Origin of the sequence: Sphingobium baderi (assembly GCF_001456115.1) — a bacterium.
GTDB classification, from domain to species: domain Bacteria; phylum Pseudomonadota; class Alphaproteobacteria; order Sphingomonadales; family Sphingomonadaceae; genus Sphingobium; species Sphingobium baderi_A.
Genome location: NZ_CP013264.1, coordinates 184,326 through 202,968 on the forward strand (window position 1 = coordinate 184,326; position 18,643 = coordinate 202,968).

Below are 18,643 nucleotides of genomic sequence, written 5' to 3' on the forward strand. Positions count from 1 at the left end.
TTGAACCCTTAAAGCGACGAGACGAGGTGTCCGCCATCGACGACAACCGAGGAGCCGGTCATGTAGCGGCCAGCGTCGGAAGCCAGCAGCAGGAGCGCGCCATCAAGATCTGACGGCGCGCCAAGGCGGCGCTGCGGAATGCGCTTGATGAGCGCCTGGCCCTGCTCCGTCGCGAAGAAATTGCGGTTGATCTCGGTTTCGATATAGCCGGGGCACAGCGAGTTCACGCGGATGCCGTAGCGCGCCCATTCAAGCGCCAGCGCCTCGGTGAGGTGCACGACGCCGGCCTTGGAGGCGGCATAGGCCGCGACATTGCCGGCAACGCGATGGCCGAGGATCGACGCGACGTTGACGATCGACCCGCCACGCTTGGTATCGCGCATGCGCTGCGCCGCCGCCTGGGCGACGAGGAACACGCCCCTGAGATTGGTGTTGACGACGCTGTCCCAGTCCTGCGCGGAAAGCGTGATGGCCGGGGCCGCGCCGGAGATGCCAGCATTATTGACGACGATGTCGAGCGCGATGCCGCGCTGGTCGAGCTCGGCGAAGGCAGCTGCAATGCTCGCCTCGCTGCTGACGTCCAGCGCGACCGTCTGCGCCTTGCGGCCTGCGGCCTCGATCTCGGCCTTGAGTGCTGCCAGTACCTCGACGCGTCGCGCCGCGAGGATGACGGTCGCGCCCTCCCCCGCTAGCATGCGCGCGAAATCCGTCCCGAGCCCAGAGGATGCGCCGGTCACCAGCGCTACGCGATCCTTCACCGTCATCGGACTCTCTCCCCAACAAACCAAACGAGCGCTCGCTTTTATCTGGAGGGCTCTGTTGCAAAGATTGGCGGCAGTCAGAGGTAGGCTGTCGCTCTGCGCCGATCAGGCGGCTGCTGCGAAATGGTGGTTGAGCATGCCCATGGCCTCCGTCAGCGCCGAGGGCCCAATGCCAAAAGCTCTCTCCACAAGGCGCACCTCGCCCCTGATGCCGGGCTGCAGGCACCAGGGGCGAGCCTGTCCTTTGCGCAGGGCTCGCATGACTTCGAATCCCTTGATCGTGGCATAGGCCGTGGGGATCGATTTGAAACCGCGCACCGGCTTGATCAGTATCTTGAGCTTTCCGTGATCGGCCTCGATCACGTTATTGAGATACTTCACCTGCCGGTGGGCCGTCTCCCGGTCCAGCTTTCCTTCGCGCTTCAATTCGGTGATCGCTGCACCATAGCTCGGCGCTTTGTCGGTATTGAGCGTGGCAGGCTTTTCCCAGTGCTTCAGGCCTCGCAGGGCCTTGCCCAGGAACCGCTTCGCTGCCTTGGCGCTGCGGGTCGGCGACAGGTAGAAATCGATCGTGTCGCCCCGCTTGTCGACTGCCCGGTACAGGTAGGTCCACTTGCCCCGCACCTTGACGTAGGTTTCATCCAGGCGCCAGCTCGGATCAAAGCCACGCCGCCAGAACCAGCGCAGCCGCTTCTCCATCTCCGGGGCGTAGCACTGGACCCAGCGATAGATCGTCGTATGGTCGACCGAAATGCCGCGTTCCGCCAGCATTTCCTCAAGGTCGCGATAGCTGATCGGATAGCGACAATACCAGCGCACCGCCCACAGGATCACATCACCCTGGAAATGGCGCCACTTGAAATCCGTCATCGTTCCGTCCGTCCAATCTCCGCCAAGCATGCTCAAGCTTCACGATTTTTGCAACAGAGCCCGCAGGAGTGTTCCCACATCACACGCGCCCAAGAGGTCCTAGCGGAGCGGCAGCGCTTACGATTGGCTGTTGCTCAAACGACGCATTGCGGCGGCAGACCCAAGGCCACACGACCCAGCGCCTGCGAACCGGTCTCCAGATCCAGAGAACCATGGACGCGAAGCATGTTGATATCGCGGAAAATCCGCTGCAACGGCGAGTCATTCCTGAACACCGAAGCGCTCGAACCCTTCATCACTTCGTTCACGCCGTTGGCGCAAAAATCCGTAATCGCAGCCACTCTTGCGCGGATCGCCGCCCGAGCCTCCACGGTCTTGATCTCTTCTCGATCCATATTGAGGACGAGGTCGAGACAATTGCGCAACATGTCATCGGCCAGCGCGCTATCCGTCAGCGCCTTGCCGAGCCGGATTTGCGCGGACTGCTTTTCGGCAGCCTTCTCCGAGGTATGTGACTGGACGCGCTGCTGCGTCAGCTTCTGGAACTCGCGAACCGCGCCCTGAAATGCGCCGACGACGCATGGCAGAACTTCGCACTGGAGCAACGGCACCATTGGCAGCGAATAGATGGGGTTGGCATGCAACTTGGCGCCGGGCGAGCGCCCTTCGAGGATATCCACGGCGGGCACGCACTGGTGATGCGGCACGAACGCGCCGTCAATGGCGATGTCGCAGCTGGACGTTGCGCGCATCCCCGCGACATCCCAGTTGCCGATAACCTGGACGTCCGAAGCTGGAGCCATGAATAGTATAAGTTCGGGCTTTTCCGCATTCACGACCATGCCGCCGTTCATGTACCATTCGGCACGAGAGGATCCCGAGTTCCAGGAACTCTTGCCCTTGACGATATAGCCACCTTCAACCGGGGTGAGCTTGTAACCGGGTGCGGAAGTGCCAGGAGTCAGCGAAAAGCCGCGCGGGGCAAAGACCTCGTCCTGCGACTGTTTGGGAAACAGGGCATGCAGGAAATTATGGCCGATGTAAAAGGCCAGAACCCAGGCCGCCGATGTGCTGTAAGGGGAAATTTCCTTGACGACTTCCGCCATCACGTCTGGCGCCATTTCGTACCCGCCGTAGATTTTGGGCACGAAGATCTTCATGAAACCGGCATCGCAGAAGGCATCAATGGTGGCATCGGACACCATGCCGGCAATATCGTCCTTCTCGGCGTTGGCCGCCACCATCGGCGCGATCTCCCGAGCGCGACCTACCAACTCCTGCTTTGTGATCATTTTGTTATGCGCCTCTTCCATCGTCTCACGGATGCTTCGTGCCGATCGTACAGTCCGCCGTGCATCTCAGATTTCAGTTCGGCCCTGGGCATGAAAACGCGGATATTGCGTCCCGCCGGCATGTCAGAAGCACGAATCGTCCTGATGAATGACCTCTATCAAATGTTGGTTTGTTGAACAAGCGCCGATTGACGCCTCGGGTGTAACCATCTCGGTTTCTTTGCCCCTTGGCGATCAGCGCATCGGCTCGAACCCTCTCGTTCGCCCGGCCGGCGCCGTGGGAAGGGCGACCCAAACGGCCAGTCCAGCAGGCCCGGCATCTCTAGTCCCGTGGCCCCGACGAAGGCCGTGTCATCGCGCCTCCGTCAGCGCGACGAGCGGATCGACATCGGATGATGCCGGTTCGAAGCCCGACGGCATTGACCATGCGCGCGCCAGGGACGTCTGCTTGCACGAGACCTGCAGCACGATGCGCAACAACTGCGCCTTGGCGTCGAGATCGTCTTCCCGGTCGATCGACGCAGCCAAACAAGAGAGGAGCGACTTTCTGATGGCGTCGCGCTTCTTGTCATTCATCGCGTCGCCCCCCCCTCGCCGGGCAGCCTCCAGCGCGGCCTTCAAGGCCCCGGGATCGCTGAGCACGGGGGTGATCTGTTCCGCCAATTCGATGGCGATCTCCAGTTCCATGATCGATCGCGCGCCTTCAAAACTTACCCTTTGCTGCAAAAGGGAAAGCACGCCGATGACCATGCGCGCCTGCTCGGCGGCGACGCCACGCTCTACAGGGATTGCAGGCGCCACCACATCCTGCATGGCACGCAGCGCGGTGCCGATGAGCAGATCAAGATCGGGGACCATCAAAGTACCTCCTCTAGATACCGCCGAAGCTGTTCAGCGATAGGATGGCCGATCATGGAGAGCCACCCGACGACCACATCCTGATGCGTGGCGCCATCCGCCACACGCGGCGCAGTGCCCAGCATGTGGACGACCGCTATGTAGCTGTTAAATATATCGAAATATTTCAGCCTCTTGGGATCGACGGAAAGGCCCGAGGACTCCTCATAGCGGGCGAAGAACTCACCCAACGGCAGCAGCCCCCCTAGCAGGAACGTCTTCCCGTCTTCCGCCAGATGGCCAAGATGGCGCCCGCTTGCCCAGCTCAGATCCTGATGGCGATCACCCAGAACCGAAAGCTCCCAGTCGAGCAAGGCCGTGATGCGGCCCGACGCCTCGTCGAAGAGGAAGTTCCCCGTGCGATAGTCGCCATGCACGACGGACACATGATCGAGCCTGGGCGCGTTAGCGACAAGCCATTGCGCAGCGACATTGACCAGGGGGAAGTCCTCCAGACGATCTTCCTCCCACACCCGACGCCACCAGTTAACCTGGCGGATGATCGACGCGTTCGATCCAGGTGCGACCGGCTCGAATCCGGGAATTTCGCCCATGGCGGCTACATCCAGCCGATGGATCGCCGCCAACTGATCAACGAAGTCGGGGCCGAGGGTGGCGCGGAGATCCGGCCCGAAGCGGGTGCCTACTCCTGTGACCTGTGCGGCCTGGTGTTTCGTCGGTTTGGCGACACCTGGCACATATCCGTAAATCAGGCCGGGCGAGTGAAGATGGGTGCCGTCTGGATCCACCCAATGACATTCCGGTACCGGCACGACACCGCGCACGGCCCGTAATATCTCAAATTCTCGCAACCTGCTGGTTTCCACGATGGACGCCGGCGGATCCATCCGCAGGACAAGCGCCTGGGGAGGCTCGCCGGATGTCGCGTCATCCCAGACAAGTTCGAACGCCATCTGAATTTTCGAGGCGCCGCCATGAAACCAGCGCGGATTGCGGACCTCGAACGGCCGCCCGACATGCGCCGCGATCAGCCTGGTGCAGCCGTCGACCGCCTCCGCCAGCGACGGCGCCGCCAGTTTCGGCCCGCCGCGACGCCGCAGCTTCGCGCGCAGCACCTTGTCGATTTCGGCTTCCACGGGAAATCTGCTCCCTGGCGACACGGCTTCGCCGGAACGCTGACCGATCCTGGATGTCCGGTCACTCTCTCCGCTATATATCATCGTCTTTGGCCCTGATTTTCATCGCACCGGAATGGTCTTTGCCGCGGCCAGCAGATCGCCCTGCTGCTGTGGGACCGTGCCGTGCAGCAGGATATTGTCCACACCGGCTTCGAGATACTGGCCCAGCCGTTCGAGACACTGATCGACAGTGCCCGTGGCAGCCCCCTCCGCCAGCCAGTGCGCGGGCAGCGTCGAAACGGCCATCGCCATCTGCCGGCGCGATTCTGCCACGTCGGCATTGGCATATTCGAGATGCTGGAGGTTCAGTTCGGCGAGCCGCGCGAGCGGCGCCTGATCCCAGCCATTGATCGCGGTCAGGGCCAACCCGATTTCGTGGTGCATGAAATAGGATACCGCCCGGGCGTCCCTGGCATCGGCGAGCACGTCCGCCCCCAGGCTATCCGGCACGGTCACCACGGTCGCGAAGATTTCCACCGCATCCGGCGACCGGCCAGCGCGCGCCGCCGCATCGCGCACGATCGCGGTGGCGCGGCGCACGCCCTCCACGCTCAGGAAGGGATGCAGCACGACGCCATCGAAATGCGCTCCCGCCAGCGCCAGCGTCTTGGGACCGATTGCGCCCAGGATGATGGGAGGCGGGTTCGTCAGATCCCTGCCGAATTGCATCGCCGGATAATTTCCCGCCGGGCCGGCATAGGATATCGTCTCGCCCGCCCAGAGCCGGCGCAGAATGTCGGCATAATCGATCATGCCCTGATTATTGACCACGGGAATGCCGAGTTGGGCGAAGACCGGCGGCACGCCGCGTCCAAATCCGAGTGTAAAGCGTCCCCGACTGAGATTTTGCAGGCCGGCGGCCATCCCCGCGAGCACCAGCGGATGGCGCGTTCCGAAATGCGTAAGGCCCGCGACCAGCCTCACCCGGTCGGTGACCTGCGACAGGGCGCCCAGGCCCGAAGCGATTTCCTTATTCTCCCAGCGCTCCGCCAGGAAGACGCCGGCCACGCCGATACGTTCGGCCTCTCTGGCCTGCTCCAAAGCCAGCTGCAAATCCCCGGCGCGGCCGGGCAAGACATATGAAAATAGACGGTCAGCCAAAACGGCCATATTCGCTCTCCCATTTAAGGACGCTGTCGACCGTCCCGGTTGTCATGTCCTGTCCATTCCGGCCAATCGCATTGATCGCCCCGCGGCGGCTGAAGGCAATGATTGAGCCGGTTCACTTTCATGCGGCGGGCGGGTCATGGCACCGTCAGAACGACCTTGCCCAGGCCCTCCCCGCTTTCGAGGTACCGGTGCGCCTCCGCCACTTCCGAAAAGGGGAAGGTCCGATCGATGACGGGGGCCAGGCGACCGGACTGGATGCCCTCGGAAATGAAAGCCGTCGCCTGGCCTTTCGCCTCCGCATTCCTGAACACCCTGCGCATACTGTAGAAATGCAGCGTCAGTTCCTTTCGGATGGCCGCCGATGCGGTGATCGCAACAGTGCCATGTTGACCACACAGGCGAGATAGTGCGTCGGTCCACGATAGGGTGCGCGGTCCCCCTCCCGCGCAGGCTGGCGGTCGGTGTAGGGCGCGCGCACTTCCAGCCCCACGCGAACCGACGGGATGCCCTCGATCTCCACGAGATAATAATAGGGGTGCAACGCTGCGGCCGGCTTGACGCTGTCGTCGAGATACCAGTGAAGCTCGTTAACGAAGAATGGCTTGTCTCCGACATAGCCCGTCCAGCTGTGCACCAGATAGGCGACCGTGCCCTCCTTGGCCGTAAGGCCGCCCGGCGTCGTGATCGTCTTCGGCGTCACGATAGGGGTTACCTTCTGTTCGATCCGATCGATCGGCATCCCCAACTTGTCCGCCAGAAAGTGCAAGGCCATGCTTATGTATCGGCTCGCGAACACGGCAGCGATGTTGTTATTCTCCATGTCCGCCAGGGTCGTGCTGAAACCCACCGGCACGAGAGATTCCGGAGCGTGGTTTTCCATCCGCAGGAATTCCTGCAGCTTGATATATTGAATGTCGTTGGTGACGCCGGTCGCCAGCGCGGCCAGGCGCTCATAAAGGAACCCCGGATTCGTGCCGCTGCTATAGAAGGTAGTGTCGCCACGCTTGCAGGCGTCCTCGAACTTCTGGTGGAATTCCTGGCCGCGCGACCTGGGATATTGATAGGCGTGCACACTGATCACGTTGATACCGGATTCGAGCAGCCTGATGATCTCGTCGTCCGCCTCAGAGCCTCCAAGGTCGCGGGCCGTATGAATAACGACCTCCGGCTTGGCCTCGATCATCCTGTCCATATTGGTGGTCACCGTCACGCCCGTGGGCGCGCCACCGATCAGCTTGCTGATATCGGCTCCGTCATTGTCACGGTTATAGCCAAGCACTGCGACCAGTTGTGTCTCGGGCAGCCGGAGTATTTCCCGAATTGCCGCCAGGCCCATCTTGCCGGGCCCCCATACAGCCACCCGATAAGGGGGACGCGGCGCGCTCCTGGGTTCAGTCGGCATCATATCCTGTCCTATCCTATGCAAACCGCGCCTTGCCTGGATGTGCGATCACCAGGACTGCGGTTCGCCGTTCCACTGCATGAAATCGCCCGACAGCTCCAACGTCCACGCGGCAGCGACCTGGCGGCAGCGTTCCGCGCTCTCCTTCACCATGGGGGGAGCGTCGGGTCCGCGCGCCGCGCCTGTTGTGGCAATGTTGTTCAAGACCATTCTCCTTTCGAACGAGGTCTCGATCGCAACGCGGCGCGGCGCGCACCCCCGTGGACTGCTTCGGCAACGGGTCGCCGGTTAGAAAGACATGCGTGCCGTCACGCCATACGTACGCGGCTGGGCGTAGCGGACTATCCGTGAGGTGGCTGCGCCGGGATTGAAATTCGGACTTCCGGATTGAAAGCCTCGCCAAACGAATAAGAGAAGAAACGGAAGTCGTTTCCGAATATGACGACATCTTTATTCGTGAGATTCTTGCCCCACACCGTAAACTGCCATTTGTCTCCCGGAGTCCGGTAGGAGATGCTGCCATTCAGCACACCCGGAGTTTCGGAACTGAAGGCAGGATCGTCGTTCAGTTCAAGCTGATATCTGGACTTGTACTGCCAATCGGCCGACAGTGTCACACCGCCGCCATTCGCCAATTCCAGCTCATATACACCAGTCAGATTCAGCGAGTGCTTCGGCGTCTGCCCGGTATTGATTCCGTTCGGGATCCCGGTTTGCACCGGGATGCCGGTCACCCGACCTTTTTGAAAGCTGTAGTTGGGGCTCTGTTGCAAAGATTGGCGGCAGTCAGAGGTAGGCTGTCGCTCTGCGCCGATCAGGCGGCTGCTGCGAAATGGTGGTTGAGCATGCCCATGGCCTCCGTCAGCGCCGAGGGCCCAATGCCAAAAGCTCTCTCCACAAGGCGCACCTCGCCCCTGATGCCGGGCTGCAGGCACCAGGGGCGAGCCTGTCCTTTGCGCAGGGCTCGCATGACTTCGAATCCCTTGATCGTGGCATAGGCCGTGGGGATCGATTTGAAACCGCGCACCGGCTTGATCAGTATCTTGAGCTTTCCGTGATCGGCCTCGATCACGTTATTGAGATACTTCACCTGCCGGTGGGCCGTCTCCCGGTCCAGCTTTCCTTCGCGCTTCAATTCGGTGATCGCTGCACCATAGCTCGGCGCTTTGTCGGTATTGAGCGTGGCAGGCTTTTCCCAGTGCTTCAGGCCTCGCAGGGCCTTGCCCAGGAACCGCTTCGCTGCCTTGGCGCTGCGGGTCGGCGACAGGTAGAAATCGATCGTGTCGCCCCGCTTGTCGACTGCCCGGTACAGGTAGGTCCACTTGCCCCGCACCTTGACGTAGGTTTCATCCAGGCGCCAGCTCGGATCAAAGCCACGCCGCCAGAACCAGCGCAGCCGCTTCTCCATCTCCGGGGCGTAGCACTGGACCCAGCGATAGATCGTCGTATGGTCGACCGAAATGCCGCGTTCCGCCAGCATTTCCTCAAGGTCGCGATAGCTGATCGGATAGCGACAATACCAGCGCACCGCCCACAGGATCACATCACCCTGGAAATGGCGCCACTTGAAATCCGTCATCGTTCCGTCCGTCCAATCTCCGCCAAGCATGCTCAAGCTTCACGATTTTTGCAACAGAGCCGTTCAGGACTCTGAGTGATAAGCTCGCCAATGAGATTTGGACCTGATCCGCTGATCACCATACCGGCCAGCGGCCTTCGAAAGCGCCGTAATCAAGGCCTGACAGAAGACCGCACTCGATCACCAGTTCAGAAGGTCAAAACCCTCTTGCATCACGGGCGGCAACCACAGAAGTCCTGACCCTAGCTCGTCCACCCAACATCAAACCGCGTTTACCGGCCTGCTAGCCCTTCCTTCGGGCGCAATGGCCGATCGAGATGGTCTATTCCACCACAGCTTGCGCTTGCGTGCTTCAGATGGCCGCGGCGCCGGGATCTGGCCAGATAGACATCCCCGAAGCGGAACGCATCGCGCGGATGGGATAGAACCGCAATTCCAATGGCGAGCAAAGCCGGCCGCCGGGGCAGTGAAACGCCAGTACCCTTCAGCTAGTGTGCACCACGTCCGCAGTTGGTGCGGAGCCTTATAAAGCTCCGCAACTCGGTATGATGCTTTGCAGCGTCTCCCCACGGAGATAAGAACCGAGTCTTTTACACCGCCCCAATTGCCCGCATTGCCTCAATTGCCTCAGCATCGTAGCCAATTTGGGCGAGCACCTCCGCCGTGTGCTCCCCCAACTGCGGCGGCGCCGAGCGGATCGCACAGGGTGTCTCCGACAGCTTCACCGGGAAACCGATCTGTGGCACCCGTCCCTCCACCGGGTGATCCACATCGGTCAGCATCTCTCGTGCTCGCGCGTGGTCCGTGTGGAGCGCCTCCGCGATCCCAAGCACCGGTCCAAAGGGTATATCAGCGGGCTCCAACTCCGCCACCCATACGTCGCGGCTCTTTGTCAGGAATCTGGCCTGAAGTGCCGCCTTCTGCGCCTGGGCCGCCTGCCCGACTGGCCATTGCTGGTCCCCGAGTTCCGGCACGCCGAAGGCATCGCAGAACCGCCGCCAGAAGTGCTCCTCGATTGCCCCCAGCGCCACAAACCCTCCGCAAGCGCATTCATAAACGTTGTAGCAGGGCGCTTGGCCGATGAAGGGCCGTTCGCCACCTTTCGGTTCGATCCCGGCGAACAGCGTGTCTGCCCCGTGCATCGCTAGCCATGCAATGGCCCCGTCGTGCATGGAGATGTCGACGAATTGCCCCTGCCCGGTGCGGGCGCGAGCTGTCACTGCCGCCAGGATCCCGGTGGTTGCCATCAGCGATCCGCCGCCCATGTCTGCGATTGAGAGTCCCGGCACGATTGGCCCCTCTCCCGCCTTACCGAACAGCTGTAACGCCCCCGCCTCGGCCAGGTAGTTCAGGTCGTGTCCCGGCTTAAGCCGCCATGGCCCTGTTTGGCCGTATCCGGAGATCGCACAATAGATTAGTCGGGGGTTGATTTCCGAAAGATCGTCGTACGACAAGCCGAGCCGGTCCATTACGCCTGGCCGAAAGCCTTCTACCAGAACATCCGCATCTGCAGCGAGTTGGCGTAGTACTTCCTTGCCCTCGGCAGTCTTGAGGTTCAGTGTCAAACTTTTTTTATTACGGTTTAATAGCAGAAATGATCCCGATTCCACCTTGGCGATTGGTTCGAAGCTGCGGTTGTAGTCTCCTCCGACAGGATGTTCTATCTTCAGCACATCCGCGCCCATGTCAGCCAAGATTTGCGTAGCAAAGGCTCCCGGCAAGAGACGCGTTAGGTCGAGCACCCTAAGTCCTTCAAGTGCACTTGGCTGCTTAAGCATATGGCATAACTCCTCTCTATGATCACGCTGGCAGGGTGCTCAGCCTTTCGTGGACAAAAAGCCTTCCGGCTCTACAACGGAGGCTAACCGCCGGTGGTCATTTGGCAGATACTAGAATCTCAAGAAGGTCGGACGGGCCGGTGATCTCGCGTGGATTGGTTCGGCTCCAGATATCTTGCATCGTGTATTCGGCAATGGCCGGAAATTGATCCTCAGTGACGTTCACGGCAGATAGTGCGCGCGGCATTTTCAACGCGGATATGAAGGCGGCAACGAGGTCACCAGCAGGGGTTCCCGGCTCCCCAAAGGCAGCCGCGATGCGTTTCTGGCGCTCGCCATTCACTGAAGCATTCCACCAAAGCACGGCAGGAGACATCACGCATGAAGTGTAACCGTGCGGGACGGCGCATAACCCGCCTAGCACGTGGCCAATCGCATGGCTGGCGCCCATCGGGACGCCGCTTATGACCGGCAGCATCGATTGCCAGACACCAACCTGGCATTTAAGTCGCGCCTCCAAATCACCTGGGTCAGCCTTGACGCGCGGTAGCCCCTCTACCAGTAGCCTTAGCGCGCTGTCTGCCAGACCGTCACAATAGTCGTTGGATTGAAATGATTGCAAAGTTTCGATCGCATGGTCCAAGGCGCGCACACCAGTGGACAGAAAAAGCCACTCCGGCGTGTGACGACTTAACCCGGGATCGAGGATCACCGTGACCGGCGCCATCATACGATGTTCGTAAAGATGCTTGTGCATACTCACTGCATCTGTCGATCCGGACAGCGAATTGAATTCCCCGCCCGAAAGGGTGGTTGGGATGCAAATAGTCCGCACCGTTTGCGGGTTAAAAAGAGGCTGGTTAGCTGGGTTGATAATCGTCCCGTCTTGGCCGACCCGGATGTGATAATCGGCGAGCGCCTCTGTGCTGCGTAGGTCGTTCGAAAGGCAGAAGGGCACGAGCTTGGCGCAATCTGTAACAGAACCGCCACCAATGGAGACGATTAAGTCAGCGCTGTATTCGCGCGCTACGTTAGCGGCTGCGATAACGTCGCTATGTGGCACATGTGGCGCAACACCAGTGAACGTGACGGCATGACGTTCCCCCAACGCCTTCTCGACGTTAGCGATCTCGTCCGTCGTGCTGGCCAAAGATTGGCTGGCAATCACCATGACACCCTTTGCTTGCGAGAGCTCAAGCTCTTCCGCCAAAGCCTGCGCGGTTGGCTGACCGAACCTGACGCGTTCCGTCGAACTTAGCTTCACCGTGCCTGAGTTCACGCCGATCATTTCACTCCCCCTTATATTCCATACACTGGTGATAGCAGCCATCGCCTAAATTCGAGGCGATAGCCAAATGCAGAGGCGGTCTTCATTGAAGACGAGGTCTGGGAATGCACCAGCCGGTTTAAGCGCCGCAATACTGAAGCGTACCATGGCCGAAGATAGCTAGCGTGACTGAACTAGACCGCCGCATTATGCTAATTCCATCATTATAAATATCGTGCCCAATCTCATCTCGCAGATCCCCGCTTGACGGCAAATCGTCGCTTTAGAAAGCGGCTTTCCTTTCCAGGTCACGCAATGCCTTGCGCTGAATCTTTCCAGTTGCAGTTTTGGGCAACTCGGTGACGAACTCTACCTCCCGGGGGTATTTGTAGGGCGCAGTGACCGCTTTTACGTGCTCTTGAATGGCCCGCACTAGCCCCTCTGCGTCTTCGGGAGGCTGACGTGGAACGACAAAGGCCTTCACAATCTCGCCGCGATGCGGGTCGGGCTTACCTATTACCGCGCATTCCAACACTGCTGGATGCTCTAGTAGCGCGTTCTCCACCTCGGATGGGCCGATTCGATAGCCCGATGAATTGATTACGTCGTCGCGCCGCCCGCGATAGTAGAAATAGCCATCCGCATCCCGTATCCCCCGATCGCCTGTCACGAACCAGCGTCCCGCCGGGCCTTCTACGTAGCATTCGGCCGTGCGCGCTGGATCGTCCAAATAGCCCAGCATCATCTGCGGCGTCGGCGCCCGTAGCGCAATGTCGCCCTCGGTCCCCGCCGGCAGCCTTTGGCCCTCCGGGTCGATTACGTCCAGATCGAGCCCCGGCAGCGGGAGACCCATCGACCCGTCGCGTACCGGCATACAGGGATAGTTCAGTAGCGTCATAAGTGTCTCTGTCTGGCCGTATCCCTCCAGGATCGGCACGCCAGTCCGCACGCGCCATTTGGTGGCCACCGCCGGATTAAGCGTCTCGCCACCGGAGACGGTCAGGCGAAGCGCGCTCAGATCATAGCGCGCTTCATCCTCGTCTACCACGCGGAACAACTCGGTCGCCGGCGCGCAGTACACGCTGACCCTGTGACGGGCCAGCAATTCGAGCCGTTGGGCCGGATCGAAAGGGCCGTCATAGAAGAAGCTGCAGGCGCCCATGCTCCAAGGCCCGAATAGGATTGACGTCCCGGCCTTTGACCAGCCGACATCCGCCGTGCACCACATTACATCGTCAGGCCCCAAATCGAGCCAGTACTCGGCCGAATTGCGCCAGGCATAAAGCGCCCGCGCCGCATGCAGCACGCCCTTTGGCTGCCCCGTCGAGCCTGAAGTGTAATAAAGCACCGCCGGATCCTCGGAGAGCATCTCCGCCGCGGGATAGGTTGGATCGCCCGCCGCCAAAGCGGTCTCCCAGTCGTCGAAGCCCTCAGCTCCGTCGATGGCAAGGCGCGCGGGTACATCATCCAACAGCCCGTCGAACTTACCTGCCGTGGCCCCGCGGCAAATCACCCCCCGGACGCCGGCGTGATCAATTCGATAGTTCAGATCCTTGTGCGTCAACATCTCGATGGAAGGGATAGGCACCGCCCCCAGCCGCAAGCAGCCCACCATGGCAATCTGCCACTCTGGGATGCGCGGGGTCATAATCAGCACCCTGTCACCCTTGACGATCCCTCTTGCGGCAAGGGCCGACGCACAACGCGCGGCGGCTGAGGATATGTCCGAAAAGCGGAATCGCCGCTCCTCTCCGGACCCGTTGGACCAGATCAACGCCCAGCCGTCGTTTTCAGCCGCCCAGCGATCAACCACGTCAGTGGCAAAGTTAAATCGCTCAGGCACATTCCAACGAAAGTTCGCACGTGTCGCAGCGTAGTCTCGCATGTTGTGCGCCATCTTCTCCCTTTCCTCAAAGTATTATCTGGCTGGAGGCGGTCGCCGACTTAGACCAGGCAACTTTCTGTTCTTGTCGATTGTAAGTCAGAGATTACGCGAGATGATCAATTTCTGGATCTCGCTCGTCCCTTCATAGATACGGCAGATTCGGACATCGCGCAGGAAACGCTCAACCGGGAAATCCCTCGTGTAGCCTGCTCCGCCATGCACTTGCAGCGCTTCGGAGCAAACGCGTTCCGCCATCTCGGAGGCAAACAGTTTTGCTATGGCTGCTTCCTTGGAGCAGGGGATGCCAGCGTCGATCATACGAGCGACATGGCGATAATACTGGCGGGCGACATCTATCTCAGTGGCCATTTCTGCCAGCTTAAAGGCAACGCCCTGAAGCTCTATGATTGGCTTGCCGTAAGCCTCACGCTCTTTGGCATAGCTTACGGCAGCATCGAGAGCCGCTTGCGCGATTCCCACTGCTTGCGCAGCAATGCCGATACGCCCGTCCGATAACAGGCGCATCATATCGCGATAGCCGCACCCAACCGCTCCAACCACATTCTCGACTGGCACGCGTACGTCACTGAGAGCCATCTGTGTCGTATGGGCGGTGTGCTGACCGAGCTTATCCTCGATTCGCAAAACATCGACGCCAGGGGCTTTCGGGTCCACCAAGAATGTAGTGAAACCATTTTTGCCGGCAGTTTTGTCTGTCACGGCCAAAACGAGCGCAAACCCCGCCTCTGAACCGTTGGATACGTAATGTTTCGTTCCATTCAACACGTAGTGATCGCCATCTAGCCGTGCGGACGTTTTGAATGCGGCCGTGTCTGATCCACTATGCGGCTCAGTGAGCATGGCCGCGCCGATGAGTTCGCCCCGTGCGACAGCCGGTAGGTATTTCTGACGCTGATCTCTCGACCCAAGTTGGTACAACGGCATGGCGCCGCCCAAATTATGCACATGAACGATCGTCCCGAGACCAGCATCTGCTGCAGAGAGCTCCTCGATCACCAACGCATAGTTCAGGAAACCGATCTCGGAGCCGCCGTACTCTTCAGGAATCATCATTCCCATGAAGCCGAGCTCGCCAACCGCCTTCAGCTCCTCATGCGGCCAGGCGCTCGACTTGTCCCGAGCTGCAGCTGTCGGTGCGATCACCTCGCGCGCCAAACGCCGTGCAGCCTGCCTGATAAGCTCTTGCTGCTCCGTCAGCCCGAATCGTTCATGGTCGACAGTCATAATCATCGGATCCTGTGCTTCGATAATGAAACCTATGGAGCGCCTTTTTAAAGCGCCAACTCGCCGGGGTTACCGATCCCAAGGCTTAATCGGCATCCGCTTTTGCAGCCTACGCTCCAATGAAGCTCGGCTTACGTTTCTCTTGAAAGGCTGCGAGTCCTTCCTTCATGTCGTGACTGGATGCGTGGAGCTCGCCTGCCAGCAACTCCAACCGCAAAGCGCTCGCAAGAGGCTGATCCAGACCATCGTCGACCAGCGCCTTCATCCGTCGCAACACGAGCGAACTTTTGTCGGCGAGCTTCAGCAAGAGGCGGTTGACAGCAACCTCCAGTTCGCTGTCAGCCACCACTTCGTTGACCAATCCACATTGAACCAGATCCTCAGATGGCACGAATTCACCTGTATAGAGCAGGTACTTAGCGCGCGTAGCACCAATCTTGCGTGGGAGGCGTACGGAGTTCCCCGCACCCGGCAAGAGGCCAAAGTTCGCATGAGCATCACCAAGCTTGGCCGACTTCGCAGCAACCACAAGATCGCAGCACAGAACCAGCTCCAGCCCGCCCGCCAAGGCCAGCCCATTGACTGCAGCGATCACTGGTCGCGGGAAGCTTTCAAGCCTCATGAAGGTTGCCAGTAGATCATCCAGGAACGCACGAGCCGCTTGAGGCCCATTAACGACCTGCGACTGAACATATTTGAGATCCGCCCCCGCGCAAAATGCTCGACCGGCTCCCGTCAACACCACGGCTTTTACATTGGGATCATTCTCAACCTGAGTGAGCCCGTCATTGATGCCCCTGATAACCTCAGGGGTAATGGCGTTCATCGCTGCTGGGCGGTTGAGCGTAAGCCATAGCGCACCATTTCGAATCCCGGAAATGAGCGTAGCTTCAGTTGCCGCCATCTAATTACCCCGCAAACTCATCAAACAATTTGACTCTAGGGACAGTTATCTGTCTAATTGGACGAAATGTAAACCCCCGTTTCGAAATGTGGGGGCACATGGCCCACTCAGGAGAGCAAGGATGAGGGGCGGTCTTGAGGGCGTCGGGAGACGATGCCGGGCTATACGTCTGGCTGGTGCGGACTTGATAGGTCGTTTGATTGCAGCCGTTGCTGTTCGTCATGCAGTGGAGCGCTCCACATGAGTGACCATGAGAGTAGTCGCGCTGAACTGCCCTTAAGTCTGCTTGGCTTCCGGGCGGATGGTGAACATCACCTTTGCGGAGCCTGCCGTTACCCGACTATACCGCCATGCGGATGTACACAAAGAAGCCCATTCTGAAAGGACTTGTATAATGACCGATATCTATGTCGTTGGCGTTGGCATGACGCCCTTTGGTCGAATGCTCGACGTCGATTTGAAGACAATGACCCGCATAGCTGTTGAAGCGGCGTTTGCCGATGCGGGCATTACCAAGGACGCAGTCGAAGCTGCCTGGTTTGCCAATGCCGCCCAAGGACATATGGAAAAGCAGCACATGATCCGTGGCCAGATTGCGCTGCGTAGCATGGGCATAGGCGGCATCCCGGTCGTAAACGTCGAAAACGCCTGCGCCAGCGGTGCCTCCGCATTTAATCTCGCCGTTACCAATCTAAGAGCCGGTGAATCCGATGTCGTATTGGCAGTTGGCGCCGAGAAACTCTTCTCACGCGACAAGGCCCTGATGTTTGGCTCGTTTGATGGCGCGAGGGATGTCGCCGACGCTGACTGCATCCACAGCCAGCTTATGGCGCTAGGAGAGGGTATTGTCGCACCAGAGGGCTCCACGTCTGACAAGCCATACAGCGTATTTATGGATGTCTATGCGGCGTTCGCTCGCTTCCATATGAAGACGTTCGGGACCACGCAACGTCAGATCGCTGCGGTTTCGGCCAAGAACCATATCCATTCCGTTGAAAATCCTTTGTCCCAGTTTCGCGTTGCCTACACGACCGACGAGGTGCTTGCGGCGCCGCCGATCACATACCCTCTCACGCTGCCCATGTGCTCACCGATTTCAGACGGCGCTGCGGCCGCCGTTCTAATGACTGAGGCCGGGCTTAGGCGGCATGGCATCGACAAATCTCGTGCGATCAAGGTGCTCGCTTCCGTAATCCAAACAGGCAGCGATCGTGCCCCCTCCGATGTTGCAAATCACGTGACAGCGGTCGGAGCCCGCCGGGCCTATGAAAAGGCAGGCATCGATCCGAAGGACGTTTCAGTCGCCGAAGTCCACGACGCCACTGCCGTGGGTGAAATCATCCAGATCGAGAATCTCGGCCTAGTTCCTTTCGGAGATGGTGGGCCCGCATCGGAGCGCGGTGACACGACGATCGGCGGCCGCATCCCGGTGAATCCGTCTGGCGGACTTGAATCGAAAGGGCATCCTGTGGGCGCCACGGGTATCGCCCAAATCTATGAACTTGTGGGCCAACTGCGCGGTGAGGCTGGAGCACGGCAGGTCGAAGGTGCCCGCATCGCCGTTGCGGAAAACGGTGGCGGCCTCCATGGCATCGAAGAAGCTGTCGCCTGCATCACAATCCTCGGCAAAAACTAATATCTGGAAGCGTTATGAACCTCCAAGACAAGATCGCTATCGTCACCGGTGCTGGCTCGGGCCTAGGTCGTTCCACAACCCGCGCTCTCGCTGAAGCAGGCTGCCGGATCGCCGCTTTTGATCTCAGCGCCGAACGCCTTGACGCCTTGAGAGACGAGTTAGGCGACGTTGTATTTACTGCCGAAGTGGATGTCGCTGATGAGATCAGCGTTAAGACCGGGATCGAAAGGGCGCGCTCGGCATTCGGCGCGATCCACATCGCTGTCAATTGCGCCGGTGTCGCCGATGCTGCCAAGACCGTCTCCCGTGGCGAACCTTTTCCACTCGCCATCTGGAACAAGGTTCTCAGCATTAATCTTACGGGGACCTTCAATATAATCCGTTTCGCGGCGCAAGCGATGATTGCAAACATCCCCGATGGGGGCGACCTCGGGGAACGCGGAGTGATCATCAATACAGCCTCGGGCGCAGCAACCCAAGGACAGATAGGCCAGGCTGCATATTCCGCAAGCAAAGCCGGCGTTATGGGCCTTACCCTACCCGTCGCTCGCGATCTCGCCCAACATCGCATCCGTGTTGTATCCATCAACCCCGGTCTATTTGACACTAATATGGTCGCCGGGATGCCTGATGTGGTCTCCCAGTCCATCATCGATCGAATGATCTTGTTCCCGGACCGGATGGGTCGGCCAGAGGAATTTGCTAGCCTCGTCCGCCACATTGCCGAGAACAGCTATATCAACGCAACCACTATAGATCTGGATGCTGGCGCGCGAATGCATCCGAAATAGGCCCAGTCGGCCCGAAGCTGCGATTTTGGTCATCTTGGAGAACACGTCGGGAACGGGCTGGTTGTTGTTGACGATCGCCCATGCGAG

General features: G+C 59.8%; 18 protein-coding genes. 2 read left to right on the forward strand and 16 right to left on the reverse strand.

The window, feature by feature from the left end:
- Positions 1-8 precede the first annotated feature (8 nt).
- From ATN00_RS00940 to ATN00_RS01010, 16 genes are all read right to left on the reverse strand, one after another.
- Complete coding sequence (locus ATN00_RS00940) at positions 9-764, reverse strand: SDR family NAD(P)-dependent oxidoreductase (RefSeq protein ID WP_030093125.1); 756 nt, start codon at positions 762-764, stop codon at positions 9-11.
- A gap of 102 nt (positions 765-866) precedes the next feature.
- On the reverse strand, positions 867-1,631 hold the full coding sequence (locus ATN00_RS00945) for an IS6-like element IS6100 family transposase (RefSeq protein WP_001389365.1): 765 nt from the start codon (positions 1,629-1,631) through the stop codon (positions 867-869).
- Positions 1,632-1,765: 134 nt separating this feature from the next.
- The gene (locus ATN00_RS00950) at positions 1,766-2,944 is read right to left on the reverse strand and encodes an acyl-CoA dehydrogenase family protein (protein WP_062061016.1); all 1,179 of its coding nucleotides are present in this window, start codon (positions 2,942-2,944) and stop codon (positions 1,766-1,768) included.
- 330 nt (positions 2,945-3,274) lie between these two features.
- Positions 3,275-3,784 carry a hypothetical protein gene (locus ATN00_RS00955; RefSeq protein WP_197413642.1) on the reverse strand — a complete coding sequence of 170 codons (510 nt, stop codon included), beginning with the start codon at positions 3,782-3,784 and terminating at the stop codon, positions 3,275-3,277.
- Positions 3,781-4,917 carry a phosphotransferase family protein gene (locus ATN00_RS00960; RefSeq protein ID WP_062061019.1) on the reverse strand — a complete coding sequence of 379 codons (1,137 nt, stop codon included), beginning with the start codon at positions 4,915-4,917 and terminating at the stop codon, positions 3,781-3,783. Before ATN00_RS00960 ends, ATN00_RS00955 begins: the two co-directional genes overlap by 4 nt.
- A 102-nt stretch (positions 4,918-5,019) precedes the next feature.
- Positions 5,020-6,069, reverse strand: a complete 1,050-nt coding sequence (locus ATN00_RS00965) for a TIGR03857 family LLM class F420-dependent oxidoreductase (protein WP_030092905.1) — start codon at positions 6,067-6,069, stop codon at positions 5,020-5,022.
- Positions 6,070-6,203: 134 nt separating this feature from the next.
- Complete coding sequence (locus ATN00_RS23850; RefSeq protein WP_030092904.1) at positions 6,204-6,389, reverse strand: zinc-binding dehydrogenase; 186 nt, start codon at positions 6,387-6,389, stop codon at positions 6,204-6,206.
- Positions 6,390-6,406: 17 nt separating this feature from the next.
- A complete protein-coding gene (locus tag ATN00_RS00975) occupies positions 6,407-7,474 on the reverse strand; it encodes a hypothetical protein (RefSeq protein WP_081876369.1) in 1,068 nt (355 codons plus the stop codon).
- Between the two features lie 45 nt (positions 7,475-7,519).
- Positions 7,520-7,675, reverse strand: a complete 156-nt coding sequence (locus ATN00_RS23255) for a hypothetical protein (protein WP_156415186.1) — start codon at positions 7,673-7,675, stop codon at positions 7,520-7,522.
- 137 nt (positions 7,676-7,812) lie between these two features.
- Positions 7,813-8,205: a TonB-dependent receptor gene (locus tag ATN00_RS00980; RefSeq protein ID WP_062061022.1), complete on the reverse strand. Its 393-nt coding sequence runs from the start codon at positions 8,203-8,205 to the stop codon at positions 7,813-7,815.
- An 80-nt stretch (positions 8,206-8,285) separates the two neighbouring features.
- Positions 8,286-9,050, reverse strand: coding sequence for an IS6-like element IS6100 family transposase (locus tag ATN00_RS00985; protein WP_001389365.1), 765 nt, complete (start codon positions 9,048-9,050; stop codon positions 8,286-8,288).
- A 590-nt stretch (positions 9,051-9,640) separates the two neighbouring features.
- Complete coding sequence (locus ATN00_RS00990) at positions 9,641-10,828, reverse strand: CaiB/BaiF CoA transferase family protein (RefSeq protein WP_030092754.1); 1,188 nt, start codon at positions 10,826-10,828, stop codon at positions 9,641-9,643.
- A 97-nt stretch (positions 10,829-10,925) separates the two neighbouring features.
- Positions 10,926-12,116, reverse strand: coding sequence for an iron-containing alcohol dehydrogenase (locus tag ATN00_RS00995; RefSeq protein ID WP_030092753.1), 1,191 nt, complete (start codon positions 12,114-12,116; stop codon positions 10,926-10,928).
- Positions 12,117-12,378: 262 nt separating this feature from the next.
- Positions 12,379-13,992, reverse strand: coding sequence for an acetate--CoA ligase (locus ATN00_RS01000; protein ID WP_062061025.1), 1,614 nt, complete (start codon positions 13,990-13,992; stop codon positions 12,379-12,381).
- A gap of 84 nt (positions 13,993-14,076) precedes the next feature.
- The gene (locus tag ATN00_RS01005; RefSeq protein WP_030092751.1) at positions 14,077-15,225 is read right to left on the reverse strand and encodes an acyl-CoA dehydrogenase family protein; all 1,149 of its coding nucleotides are present in this window, start codon (positions 15,223-15,225) and stop codon (positions 14,077-14,079) included.
- Positions 15,226-15,334: 109 nt separating this feature from the next.
- Positions 15,335-16,129, reverse strand: a complete 795-nt coding sequence (locus tag ATN00_RS01010; protein ID WP_030092750.1) for an enoyl-CoA hydratase/isomerase family protein — start codon at positions 16,127-16,129, stop codon at positions 15,335-15,337.
- A gap of 394 nt (positions 16,130-16,523) precedes the next feature.
- On the opposite strand from ATN00_RS01010, the gene ATN00_RS01015 reads away from it, so the two are divergent.
- Together ATN00_RS01015 and ATN00_RS01020 are read left to right on the forward strand one after the other, a co-directional pair.
- On the forward strand, positions 16,524-17,765 hold the full coding sequence (locus tag ATN00_RS01015; protein WP_030092749.1) for a thiolase family protein: 1,242 nt from the start codon (positions 16,524-16,526) through the stop codon (positions 17,763-17,765).
- Positions 17,766-17,779: 14 nt separating this feature from the next.
- Positions 17,780-18,556: an SDR family NAD(P)-dependent oxidoreductase gene (locus ATN00_RS01020; protein WP_030092748.1), complete on the forward strand. Its 777-nt coding sequence runs from the start codon at positions 17,780-17,782 to the stop codon at positions 18,554-18,556.
- Positions 18,557-18,643 lie beyond the last annotated feature (87 nt).

Coding starts and splice junctions, on each gene's coding strand:
- ATN00_RS00940 (WP_030093125.1), bottom strand. CDS start 764: ATGACGGTGAAGGATCGCGTAGCGCTGGTGACCGGCGCATCCTCTGGG.
- ATN00_RS00945 (WP_001389365.1), bottom strand. CDS start 1,631: ATGACGGATTTCAAGTGGCGCCATTTCCAGGGTGATGTGATCCTGTGG.
- ATN00_RS00950 (WP_062061016.1), bottom strand. CDS start 2,944: ATGGAAGAGGCGCATAACAAAATGATCACAAAGCAGGAGTTGGTAGGT.
- ATN00_RS00965 (WP_030092905.1), bottom strand. CDS start 6,069: ATGGCCGTTTTGGCTGACCGTCTATTTTCATATGTCTTGCCCGGCCGC.
- ATN00_RS23850 (WP_030092904.1), bottom strand. CDS start 6,389: ATGCGCAGGGTGTTCAGGAATGCGGAGGCGAAAGGCCAGGCGACGGCT.
- ATN00_RS00975 (WP_081876369.1), bottom strand. CDS start 7,474: ATGATGCCGACTGAACCCAGGAGCGCGCCGCGTCCCCCTTATCGGGTG.
- ATN00_RS00985 (WP_001389365.1), bottom strand. CDS start 9,050: ATGACGGATTTCAAGTGGCGCCATTTCCAGGGTGATGTGATCCTGTGG.
- ATN00_RS00990 (WP_030092754.1), bottom strand. CDS start 10,828: ATGCTTAAGCAGCCAAGTGCACTTGAAGGACTTAGGGTGCTCGACCTA.
- ATN00_RS00995 (WP_030092753.1), bottom strand. CDS start 12,116: ATGATCGGCGTGAACTCAGGCACGGTGAAGCTAAGTTCGACGGAACGC.
- ATN00_RS01000 (WP_062061025.1), bottom strand. CDS start 13,992: ATGGCGCACAACATGCGAGACTACGCTGCGACACGTGCGAACTTTCGT.
- ATN00_RS01005 (WP_030092751.1), bottom strand. CDS start 15,225: ATGACTGTCGACCATGAACGATTCGGGCTGACGGAGCAGCAAGAGCTT.
- ATN00_RS01010 (WP_030092750.1), bottom strand. CDS start 16,129: ATGGCGGCAACTGAAGCTACGCTCATTTCCGGGATTCGAAATGGTGCG.
- ATN00_RS01015 (WP_030092749.1), top strand. CDS start 16,524: ATGACCGATATCTATGTCGTTGGCGTTGGCATGACGCCCTTTGGTCGA.
- ATN00_RS01020 (WP_030092748.1), top strand. CDS start 17,780: ATGAACCTCCAAGACAAGATCGCTATCGTCACCGGTGCTGGCTCGGGC.